The 12,411-nt window shown below is 49.9% G+C and carries 5 protein-coding genes; all 5 read right to left on the reverse strand.

Annotated elements, in window-relative coordinates; genetic code table 11:
• Positions 1–42: 42 nt before the first annotated feature.
• The 5 genes from XMA127_RS05510 to XMA127_RS05530 all read right to left on the reverse strand — a co-directional run bounded on the left by XMA127_RS05510 (position 43) and on the right by XMA127_RS05530 (position 12,246).
• The gene (locus XMA127_RS05510) at positions 43–1,314 is read right to left on the reverse strand and encodes a sigma 54-interacting transcriptional regulator (RefSeq protein WP_173498993.1); all 1,272 of its coding nucleotides are present in this window, start codon (positions 1,312–1,314) and stop codon (positions 43–45) included.
• Positions 1,315–1,386: 72 nt separating this feature from the next.
• Positions 1,387–2,550: an HlyD family efflux transporter periplasmic adaptor subunit gene (locus tag XMA127_RS05515; RefSeq protein ID WP_173498994.1), complete on the reverse strand. Its 1,164-nt coding sequence runs from the start codon at positions 2,548–2,550 to the stop codon at positions 1,387–1,389.
• The gene (locus XMA127_RS05520; RefSeq protein ID WP_173498995.1) at positions 2,543–4,642 is read right to left on the reverse strand and encodes an ATP-binding cassette domain-containing protein; all 2,100 of its coding nucleotides are present in this window, start codon (positions 4,640–4,642) and stop codon (positions 2,543–2,545) included. Before XMA127_RS05520 ends, XMA127_RS05515 begins: the two co-directional genes overlap by 8 nt.
• 10 nt (positions 4,643–4,652) lie before the next feature.
• Positions 4,653–6,131: a FimV/HubP family polar landmark protein gene (locus tag XMA127_RS05525; RefSeq protein WP_173498996.1), complete on the reverse strand. Its 1,479-nt coding sequence runs from the start codon at positions 6,129–6,131 to the stop codon at positions 4,653–4,655.
• Positions 6,124–12,246: a cadherin repeat domain-containing protein gene (locus XMA127_RS05530; protein WP_173498997.1), complete on the reverse strand. Its 6,123-nt coding sequence runs from the start codon at positions 12,244–12,246 to the stop codon at positions 6,124–6,126. The genes XMA127_RS05525 and XMA127_RS05530 overlap by 8 nt, the downstream gene beginning before the upstream one ends.
• Positions 12,247–12,411: the final 165 nt, after the last annotated feature.

Here is a 12,411-nt window from a genome sequence, read left to right on the forward strand (position 1 = left end):
AGCAAAATCATTAAATTCTTTTAAATCAGATGTTTAAATTACTTATCTAGACTTAGCTTTGATTTTTTCTATCTTGCGATACAGCGTGCGAACCGTGCATCCGAGCTCGTTTGCAACCGCCTGCTTATCACCGCCATGCTTCACTAGCAGCTCCTCGATAAACAGGAGTTCGCGCTCCTTTAGCGAAAGGTTTTCTCGCTGTGCGCTTTGAGCTGATGGCGCTGTTGATGAGACTGGCGAACCAACCGCAGGCTGAGGTTGTGGGCGTGCCTGAGGTGCAGGCGAACTGCCCTGATCAGCTGTGCTCAGGTCGTCAAGAGACTGATTGGTTGCAGAAAACTCCTGCAGCTTTGAATCCACGGTATCGGTATCAACCTGAGCCTCTGGCGCACCCGACCAACGCCCTTTACGACGAGCATCGTTAAGCTCAGCCGGCTCTACTACCGGAGCAGAACTTGCATCTTGAGTGGTCAGGGTATGTGCCTCAGTCGGTCGTTCAAGAGCCATTGGATCATCGGCGTTATCCGCCATAGTCGATTCAATGCTGAACGTGCGATCCTGCAAGTCTTGGCTCTGGCTGAACACTGAGCCGCCGGTAATCGCGAACTGCATCACACTCTCATTGATGACATAACTCGTGGACTGCGAAATAGCTCGCAGCAGGATGTTGCGCAGCTCAATCAGGTTACCGGTGAAGCTGTGCGAAAGCAGGCGGTTGTAGGCCGAACGATCCAACTGGTAGGGCTGACCCGGCGCAATTTCACGCAGGATATTTGCCGAGAGCAGATCGATATCCGCAATACGCTCGTTCAGTGTCGGCGTATTAATCACCATCTGGGCGAGCATGTGATACAGATCGTTTCTGAAACGACCCGCTTCAACAAGTGCGGTTAGGTTAGCGGACGTTGAACAGACAAGACGCACGTTGGATGCGATCACATCATTCGAGCCAACCGGCGTAAATACACCGCTCTCCAGATAGCGTACCAACTGTGCCTGCATATCCAGTGTTAGCTCTGCCACCTCGTGCAGATAGAGTGTGCCCTCTTCTGCCAAGAATACGGCACCTTTGCGCACCATCTCAAAAGCGGAGTTCTGCATGCCGAACAATTCGATACCAAAACGGCTATCGTTCAGTGCAGTGCAGTTGACCGTTACAAACCGGCCATCAGCCCTGCGACTCGCCTTATGAATAGAGAGCGCACACTGTCGGCGACCCGTTCCTACCTCACCGTTGATTAGAACGTTTGCATCCAAACGGGATGAACGCTGTAGGTTTTCAATCAACAGCTTGAACGCTTCACTGGCAGCCATGGCACACTACTCCTAATGTAATATTTGTCATATGTGGCAAAAATATTCTTGTTTGTCGCATCTGTCAAACTCCTATTTTTCACCAAATGACTGATTCAATGTCTTGACAACGGGCTTGAGCAGGTATGTCAGGACTGACCGGTTACCGGTCTTAATGTCAACCTGACCGGTCATACCCGGGATCAGCTCGACCTCTTTTCCAATCGATGTAAATACGGGGTTTGCAGGCATCATCAGGTGGACGATATAGAAGGTTTGCTCCTGCCCTGGGCGGCTCCCATCTTCGACAACTGTGTCGCCCGAAATGAACTTGACGTTTGCTTCAATTGTCCCGTAAATGCTTGAGTCAAAAGGGTCAAGACGCAAAGTTGCCATTTGGTTCAATGACAAGTCAGCAATGTCTTTGGGCGCTACTTTCGCCTCGAGAAGTAGCTGATCATCTTTAGGGATAATCTCCATCAACTCTTCGCCCGCTTTGAGGACTGCACCCATGGTCGTGACGTTGATGTTCTTCACATAACCTGGAATCTGAGCCACTACATCTGAGCTCTCTACCATATCGGTGCGCTGGTTCAGCACTTGGCTCGACTGCGAGAGTTCATCGCGCGCTTCAGCTAGTTCGGTACTGGCTTTCTCACGGTATTCATTTATGCGGCTGCGCAGTTTTGCTTCAGCGTCGATGACCGCTTTTTCCGCGGTAAGCACCTCCATCTGATCCACATCACCGGTGGCCTTAAGCTGATCAACAATCCCTTTTTCGCGTTTAGCTAGGCGCAGGTTGTCGCGCAATGCGCTGACATCATTGCGAAGACTCGCTTTGCGGCTCTCGTAGAGTGTGCGTTCGATATCAACGATTTCAGCAGCTCCTTTAACGAGCTCCGGCTCAAACTGCGGTTCTTCATCAGATATCTCGGCAGTTAAGCGTGCGATTTTGGCTCGCAAAGCGTACACACGGGCTTGGATCTCGTTACTTGAGGCTTCAAAACGTTTGGAGTTAATCTTTGCGAGAATCTGCCCCGTTTCAACGAAGTCACCCTCTTTTACATACAGCGCATCAAGAACACCGCCATCCACAGACTGAATCACCTGCACACGGCTCTGAGAAAACACTTTTGCCTGTGCCCGAACAAACTGGTCCAACTCGAAATAGTAGGACCAGGCGATAAAGCCTGTGAAAGCAGCGAAAACAATCCATACAACGGCTGTTCCGCTGTAAATCTCTTTAGTCTTAGCCATTGCTTACCGCCCTAGCGCTCTTTGGGCGCAGTTGTACCGCAGATGCGGGCGCGTCATTCGCGATCTGACCGTTATTCATCACAATAACTCGGGTGGCCAGATCCATCGCCAATTTAGGATTGTGTGTAGCGAAGAGCAGAATATCGGTCGGACGCATCCGAACTTTGATCGCCTCAACGACCGCCGCTTGAGTATTTGGATCGAGTGACGCAGTAGGCTCATCAAGCACCCAGACGCTGGAGTTGCCTACAAACATCCGTGCAATAGCCACCAGTTGTTTCTGCCCGCCGGAGAGACCAACACCGCCCTCGGCAATCTCAAGGTCTAGGCCTTTCTCGCTCTGATCAGCGATAGCGTTAAGACCTAGAAGGTTGACCACACTGAGAATTTTGGTGTCGCCGATTGGACGACCCAGAGTGAGATTGCTCTTCAAAGTACCTTTGAATAGTTCTGGGGTTTGCGGCAGGTACGCCAGATTCTTAGCGATGTACTCTGGGTCGAGTTCCCAAAGGTCGGCATCACCCAAACGAATGCGTCCGGCACTGGGTTTGTAAAGACCGGCCAGCACTTTTAGAAGAGTAGATTTACCTGAGCCGATACTCCCAAGGAGCGCGATTCGCTCGCCCTGCTTCACCTCCAAACGCTCTACATTTAGGATCTTCTGCCCCTCTTCCGAGTACTGAAACTCCAGATTTTGCACGGAGATGCGAGCTGGGCGAACATCCGGATAGACATAGTCGACGCCCTGATTACGCTGTTCTGGGATAGCCCAGAATGCGTCGATCATCTTCATCGACTGCGCCACGCTCTCATACTGCACCAGATGACCTACCGCCTGGCCTACTGGGCCCAGCACTCGGCCGCCTAAAATGGAACAGGCGATCATGCCACCCATAGTCATCTCACCCTGACCGATCAAGTAAACGCCGATAACGATCGCAATTACGTAGGAGAGCTGCCCCATCGTTTGGGATGTAGTGGTCGCGTTGGTGGAGATACGCTTCTGCTTGAGGCTGTACTCGGAGATTGAGTCGTTGATCTCATTCCACTCATGCTCAAACATCTGGTAGGAGCCAACGCTCCGAATTGTTTCGCGCCCGCGAATACTATCGACCAAGACACCTAGCTTCTCGTTCGAGCGCATCACTAGGTTTGCCGCTAGGTCCTTGCAGCGCTTCTGTGCAATCAGTGCCATGATGATGCTGACCACCAAAAATGCGCCGTAAACAAAGGCGATCTGTCCACCGATAAGGTAGATAACACCGAGGAACATCAGTGCAAACGGCATATCAACCAGCGAGAAGACAATCGTCGAGGAGAAGAACTGACGTACCGACTCAAGGCCATTGATCTGGGCCGTCAGTGTACCGACCTGATTCGGCAATTTATCAAGCTGGACATTGAGTAGGCGCTTGTAGATATCCGCTGAGATTTTCTTATCGATAAACGACGAGTTGTGATCGACAATCTTGGAGCGGGTGATTTTGAGTAGCCAGTCGACCATGTAGATGATCGATACGCCAGCCACCAACGAGGTCAGTGTCTCCATCGCCAAGGTCGGCACGACACGGTCATACACCTGCATCGCAAAAAGCGACGAAACTACAGCAAACAGATTGACGATAACGGTCGCTATAGCAATGTTAACCAGCCAAACTGGATGCTCTTTGAAGTTCTCAAAGATTAGGCCTTTAGTCGTTATAACCTTCTGTTCAGGCGCGCTCTCATAACTGGTCTGTCTGCGCTCTAGCCACGTGACGACCGTAACCGGCAACTGCTCGGGTTCAAGCTCAACTTCATCAAGGGTAACCTGATCTGTAATGCGATAGAGCGTGTCGCTCTTCTCAATAATCTTCCACTGTCCGTCATGGAAGATAATCCCAGGGAGATTGCTATCTTGTAGTTGAGACGTCGAGGTATGTGCCACGTTCAGGTCGTTAAGACCTAGGCGCTTCACTACAAACTGCAATGTCTCGAAGGGCGTAAAGTTTGTCAGCTCCTGGAGGTCCTCAAAGGCCTTATCCAGAGCTCCGACATCATAAGTTGCGCCACTGTTCGCCAGCAGGGCCATGGTTAGTTCTTTAGTAATCACTGCTCAGGCCTCACTCGATCTTATCGTTCTTGTCCGCAATGATCGGTCGATCACTGGGGTTATTCATTTTTGCCAGAATGGCTTTTGCTTCGGCTTTTTCTGCCTCCGAACCATCACGGCCGATCTCTTCGAGCAGCATACGAGCCATCACTTCATCACCCATATTCATGTAGACAATGGCTAACTGCAGCTTCTCGCTCTTGTCGGCGCCGGCAACTGCAGGCTTGGCTGCTTTTTCTGGTTGTTGCTGAACCGGCGCGCTTGGCTGTGCCGGGGGTCGTGCCGGCGCTGGGGCAGGCTGAGTCGTCGGCGCCTGAGCTCGCGGCGTAGCTGGATTCACAGGGCCTGCGGGTTTAGCCGGATTAGCTGGCTGCGGCGGCGCTGGCGGTGCTGTTGATCTGGCTGGACGGGGTGCAGGCGCGCGCTGTACTGCTGGGGCCTGGGGCTCTTTAGTTGGACTAGCCTGCGCCTGTTCTGCCCTCGCAGGTATTGCTGGGCGCTGAGGTGCTGGGCGCACTGGAGCTGGCTCTGGGTCATCCCAATGCGGCTGTTGTGGGCTGGGTTGTTGCGGGCTTGCCTCTAGAGGGTGCCAAGGTTGCGGCATATGCACTGCCGCCGCTTGAGCCTGTGCCTGCTGGGGGTGCTGGTTTTGGCCCATCAGTGACGGCAACGCCTTTAGCAGGTCGCTCATCATAGAATGCTGGTCGTGCTGCACCGGATAATGACGCGAGTCTGAGTTCTTGTGCATAAACAGCACGACAACAAACATCGCTAACAGAAGTAGCACCGCCAGTGCGATAACGACAATATAGAACGGGAACTGCTCAGTGCCATTGGAGACTGGTTGGCTGCTCGACTGCATCGGCGGGTAAAAAATCTGTGGTTGTGGAGCGGGCGTGGAGTAGATCGCCGCTGGTTGCATCGGCTGAACGAGCGGCGCCGGCTGTGCCGCTGGAGTCGTCACTGAAGATGACTGCGCAGCAGGTGCTACAGCTGCCACGATCGGTTTTGATACGGCTCTTACCGCGGTTTTAGCGGGCTGATCGTACTCTTTAGCCGGCGCGAAGTTTGCAGCCACCTGCCCTGACTGAAGCGACAACTCTACAGGATAGACGCGACGAAACTCTTTGAATTGCACATCCAGTATCAACGTGAAATTAGCACTATCGACTGGGGTTGACGTGGTAACAAGGTAGCGATTGACGCCTAGCTTGCGCACGTTCGCGGTATTGAAAAACGCAGGTCGGGTGTAGCCAGCTTTTTGGTACTCCGCTTCTGATGCCACAGTGACGCTAACTGGGTCAGTAACAGATGAACCAAACTCGGCGACGCCATAGACCGGCTTACCGATGGACGGAAATATATTGAGTTTTAACCCCTCATTCGCCAAAGCGACATTCAGCCCTATAACCAGTAACAGAGCGACTAACGTAAGCAGTCTAATGAAGCGTTTGGCATGGATTGATGCCATATAATTTGAGTTAACCATAGATATTTACATCCGTTTCAGCGTCAATGTGGTCGACACCAGCGGGTGTAACGACCTGTGTGTTATTCAAAATTGAATCTGGTGTTGCAGGCTGAGCCACTGCGACCGCATCGTCAGTTGTGCTCAGTTCCTGGATTTCGCCATCGATCACCATCTCGAAATCGGACTCGTCCGCGAGATAAGCTGAGAGGTCCAGTAGATCGGCATTCGGTTCAATCCCTTCGAGGGCGGTGAGCGGTGCAATCACCATCGGGTGATAGTCATAGAACTGCTCCAGTACCTGAGTCAGCTCTGGGACAATCTGTTGCACGTATGGATTTTCGCTTGCGGCGACGGCTTGAATAGCGTCGGCAATTAACGGGTCGAGCTCGTATTGATCTAAACCGCTCGCCGGGTCTAGCAGATCAAGCGTTGAATTGATTCCACCTGTGAGGTTATCCAGCGTAGAAAGGGCCGCCAATACCAGGCCTTGGTTCTCTGCAGCAGAGATTCCGTCAGCTGTATCAAATCCATCCGCTGTTGTAACTGTGATTTGGCCGCGGGTGTCAGTGAGGCTAAACAGCCCATACAGCTGTGCCATCGCCTGATCGTAAGCAGCGTCTAGATCCAGAGCGCTATTTGCCTCTGCTAAACGCAGCGCCAGCTCTGTCAGTGGCGTCACGCTGATCGGTTCAAGCGCTACTGAATCTTCGTAATTGATAAGTGCGCGTAGACCAAATCCCGCCGTGGTCTGGCCGTAGTCTATTAGCTCACCGCTGAACTCATCGAGGTAATCAAGTTCTGCTGAGCCGTCCAGAATATTGATGATTGCAGGGCCGCTGTAGCTAGCTGGCATCAGGTCGACATAGTCGATTGCGCCGTTGAGTGGGTTGAAGTCGGTCTTGCCGAGGAGTTCGCCGTCCAAGGTGTAGGCTTTGACAATTAGGGAGTCGGTGATGAATTCGCCAGCGGTAATAGATATCGAGCCTGTTCTAACGCTCTGATCAACTGTAACGTACAGGTTATCTGCCCGATTCGCATTTATCAAAAAGGTTAGATCAAGTAGCTGAACCTCTTCGCTTGTTTCCGGAACTGCACCTTCATTGAACTCAAAAACCAGTTCAGTTCCCGTAAAACTTTTGTAGTTAGCGATCGTAGTATCGTCGCCTTGTTTTTTCAGTACATAACTCTCCACAGCGCCCTGCGGGAACTCCACCTCATGCGTCAACTGAAGCGTGAGAGTTTTAGCACCTTTAGAAATCACAACGCTTTCGATCTGGGGCATTTCAGTATCGAAAACCCAGTCGTCACTCTCCTCGTCCGTGCCATATTCCAATTTAATTGGCTTCGGTATCAAATCAGCGAGCAGCTGGCCGTTAGGCTGAATCTCTCTTAAGAAAACTTCACCTTTAGAAACTGCATAAGGCGGGTATACGCTGAATACCAAAGATGTTCCATCGTCTGTAGGCTGGGCTACTCCATCAAACGGGACTGTTTGGAGATAGGTTTTTCCAGTTTCATCAACAAACTGTAGCACTAGGTACCCCGTTTGCAGGTTCGGAGCGCTAACCGGCGCACTGAAGGTAACCTTAAAATTAATTTTATCCGTTGGGTTTACCGGATCATTTGGTGAATAGTCGTTATCCCATGAAAATCTAATGATATCAGGGCCATTAGAGGAGTCATTAACGTTAACTGTGATATCAGCGGTGGAAGTCTCACCCTGATAGTCGGCAAGCAAGGTAAGATCATAAGAAGTTATGCCACTTTCATAAATCAAATCTGTTGTTGCTGTAAGTTTGCCTGTACCAGAATCGAAATCGAAGAAACTTGAGTCGGCAGTCGCTAACAAGGAGTACTCAATCACCCCCCCGCTCGATTGAGTCGCTAGCTCAACCGCAGTGTTAAGCTCGGTGTCAGCGAACACTTCCGTTGTAGTAATTGTTTGGTTTTGGTTTTGGAAGACCGGATTTTGCCCATCATCCTTAACATTTAACGAGAAGATTTTTTGACTTGAGTTACCCTCGACATCAGTCGCTTTAATCGAAAAGTTGAGCACCCCGTGGAGCGTTTCATAGTCCAGCGGATAGTTACCATTTAGTGAGAGCCTCCAGCCCTGTTTGTCGCTCGCAAGTTGTTCCAGAGTAAAATAACTCTCGCCCTCTGGCGTACCATTTATCACCTCGAGATTCGCAAATTCATCGTCTGTGAATATCGTCCAAAATGGCAGATTGCCTCCATGCAAGTTTTCGTCCACCTCGCCAAGCAGGAGACGTTCCTCAGCTTTGTAGTCATCACCACGAAGATCCGTTTCACCCTGTGCAAATACCCCTTTGAAATTAGGTGGCACCCCATCAGGCGGGTTATAAGAGAGATTGATAGGGAGCCCGTCGGATTCGGCACCGTCGGCACCTATAGCGATCAGACTCAAGTTATAGCTATTCTTCGAGAGAGCCAGATTTACCGATATCTCCGCCTCGCCACTCTCGTTCAAAATAACCGAGAACTCGTCCTTCCCCTCGCCTTTGAGGGCAAAGGTAACTCCGGCAAGAACGGATCGATCTGTCGTTTCGAATACGTCTGACACAGCTACACGATAAACAGAATCACCAACCGCAAGCTCAGTAGCGAAATCAACATTTACAGCATCAATGGTGTCATCCAACTCGAAGACAGGAGGGGTTTCATCCAGGTTGATTAGATCAAATGTAAGCTGAGTAGAGTTTGAGGAGTTACCGGCAGCATCTGTTGCTATGACACCCACGGTTACCTGCTGACTCGGATCTACGTTCCCACTAAAAAGTGTTTCGTAATCGAAGTCTGCTTTCAGCCTGATGTAGCTGGCTCCTTTCTGTTCAAAAACTTCAAAAAGATCCTTGCCAGTGTTGCTCGGATCAATTTGAAACCTAACAGTCTCATCCGCTGGGGATGTCTTAAGGCTGTAAAGAGCATCAGAGTAAACCGTCTCCTCTTTTAGCTGCGCTATTCCACCTTCGCTGATGTCAGTGCCGGCTTGCGCAGTAAAATCCGGCGCCGAAGGTGGGAGCTCATCAATGATGATCGATTTGCCTTCGGCAGTTGCCAGAGTATCGAGAGCAGTAGCATCTTCCTTAGAATTGAAGAGTTCGGCCGTAAACTTGAACTCACCGGAAGATGGCAGCTTAAAATCTGATAAATTAAAGTTCGCCTCGCCGTTTGTTCCAACCGTGGCGTAAGGATCTTCAGGGGCGTACGGTGTTGAAGTTTCTATCGATTCGATGGTTAGCTTTACGGTTTTACCCGCGGACCCAAAGGTTGTTACAGTGAATTGTGTATCTGTGTTCACTGCTTCGGTGTGGCTGAAGCCAGTAATTGATGGGCGAAGATTATTACCAGGTAGAAAGTCTACAGGCACGACATCTCCCAAAATAGGAAACCCTTCAGGTGTATTGCCTGCCGTATCCGTTAGCCAAGCAGCATCACTAAAGTCCAAGAAAATAGCTGGGATATTTTCGTTGTCTAGTTCAAGAGAAACCGGTTTAGCAGGGTCTAGTATTTTTGCACCGACTTCGAGCTCAAAAGTCAAAACCACTGGGCCTAATGGAGTCCCATCGCCATTTTTCTCTTGGAACGCTGATGTAAGTATCGCGGTAGAGGATGCTGGATTAACATTACTCAACAGAATACGGGAATAGTTTTCGTCGACGTTGAGTAGATCTTCGTACAACCAAATATCAGTGTAGGGTTGGGTTCCCAGGTTAACTGTTATTTGAAGACCACGCGGCTCCTCATTAACGGGTTCACCAACCAACTCCCCATCAACGGCAAGTTGGGTATTATTACCTACCGTTAAACCACTGATTTGCGGACCCAGTGTGTCTAGGGTAAAAGCCGTTTCCAGCGTTGTCTTGTTTCCAATGTTTTCATTTGTATCTGTTTGCCACACGCTAATTGAGTCGACTAAATATTCATCGTCTGGCAATTTTAAATCGTGATAATAGGTGCCATCGGCGCCTTGATTCCAACCACCTGTGACTGTATCAACTACTTCGATCCCTTCGCTGGTCGTGTGCGTATAGTTGAGGGTAGCATCCCTCTCGAGACCGGATACACGCAGAGATTCGTTGGTTAAGCTATCGTCGTCGTACTCTCCAGTGTCCTCGATCAAATCCAGTGATAATTTTGATGGTGCAAGCGTGTCGATCTCGGGCTGAAATAGGCTGATTAACAGTCTGTTACCTGCCGGATCTACCAGAACAGTTTCGTTACCGTCAGCGTCTTTAGACACTGTGGCTTTCCCAGGCAACTGACGATCTGGATCTAGCGTAAAACCAACGTTGAATTTCAGGCCGTCCTGAGATACCGAAAAATTTTCGTTATCAACTAGGGTCAGTCCCTCGAAATCAAGCAAGGAGGCTATATAGTTAAAGTCAGGGGTATCTGGCCACCCATCAAGTCTCTCAGAAAACTTGATATTGACCGTAAGCGGGTCACCAGACTCCTCTAATGTGTCTAATAATTTTTGTGTCAGTACCTCTTCAGTATCCAACCACAGCTTCACGGTAGGATTAGTTGTATCGACACTAAAAGTTCTCTGGGAAGACTCACTGACAGAAAACTCTTGACCATCAGCAACTGATATAATTCTGGCTACCGCGGTGTAACTATTTTTATCCGATAACGTTAATTCGCCAGTCTTAGGCTGCGAAGCAAGGTCATCTAGGTCGAGACTCCATACGTAGCCTCCGTCATCGGATAGAGTCTCTTCGACGACAAAAGTCGCGGAGTTCTCGCTATCTCTTTCGTCAGCGACGATAATCTCAAGACGTTGATTATCCTCAAGCCGGGGCGTCGTTCCTGTTAAGGTAGGGAAACCATTAACTGCATAGCTCGCAATGTTGACAAAGCCATTTTCCAAACCCGAAATAGTGTCAATAGTTGGACTTCCAGCCGGAGGTTCCTCAGGCGTTCGAGTAATATTAATCTTTATATCTTTAGAACTTTGATTGCCTGCAGAGTCAGTCGCTTCAACCGTAATTTTATATATGTTATCTCCGCCCTCATCAAGCGGGTTATCAAAAAATGGCTGCGATTTAAACTTCAGCTTCCCGTCAGATTCAATGGTGAATAACGACGCATCGACACTTTCCTTAAGAGAGTACTCAACGTCACTGAGATCCTGCGCCACTGCTATACCGATCGTGTCGCCGGTATCGGCTAACTCATGGGTCAAGTATTCAACAATACCCTCTGCAAAGCTGAACTCATCCGGCGCGTTGAACTCAGGCGGTGTTGAATCAACGCTAAATGTCACCTTCTTACTAATACTTTCATCGTCTGCCAAATAAGCTACGAACTTATAGTGGTCGTCATCCAATGCTTGCAAAACACTTTGATCAATTTCGAAGGTAACGTTGCCGTCTGAATCGACAGGCTGAATAGCAGTGTAGACAGCCTCGTCATCTCCGACACGGAAGAGACGTAGCCTGATCTCGTCGCCTTCTTCAAGATTCAAGGAAGTTACTGTGACAGTCGTTGCAGAAATATCTGAATTTGGCCCAATAACCTCACCATCAGAGAGTTTATCTTCTGCCAATTTAACGGAGACTGATTTGATAGACGGTTGTGGTGTCGTTACAACCGTTCCACCGACGCCACCAACACTGGTCATTACATTGATATCGCCACCCTGCGGCGTAGGGGCAAGGAGGGCAGCAGCGGGCGCCGCAGCACCCATCGCCATCATCGCAGGACTGATACCACCCGCAGCAGCCGCTGGTGCGGCAGTTCCAAACATTGGGATCGCACCTGACAAACCACCGTAAGAGGATTGCATCAGGCCGGGAACGTAATCGGGGAAGTAGACCGCAGTCTCGGGTCCGAAACTGGCCAGCATTGTCTGAGTGCTATAAGGCGTGCCCATGTCAGCGAAGAATTCACGGATTATGACAATGGTGCCATCGGGTAAAAGCAGTTCTAGATTGGGTCCGTTTTGTCGCCCCTCTACAAACGGAATCGGACTGAGAGAGGAGCCATCCAATAGGGTATAGCTGGCCCCTGCTCGTGCGAGCAGCTCACGCATTTCGGCCACATCGTACACAGTCGATGCGGACTCGAAATCTTCTTTGATCAGGACCTGCCTTTGGTCAAGGATCATCGTGCCATCGTTACCCTAAATTGGTCAAAACTATGTCAAATTACAAATTGACACACTTATGACAATTATGTCAGGTATGGCAAATAGCGTCAACGATAGACGTGACACTATTGTCACAGATGGCGAAATAGACGAATAACTTTATTAAAATCAACATTTTGGATG

The organism is Marinobacterium sp. xm-a-127 (assembly GCF_013283425.1).
In the GTDB taxonomy this organism is placed as follows: domain Bacteria; phylum Pseudomonadota; class Gammaproteobacteria; order Pseudomonadales; family Balneatricaceae; genus Marinobacterium_E.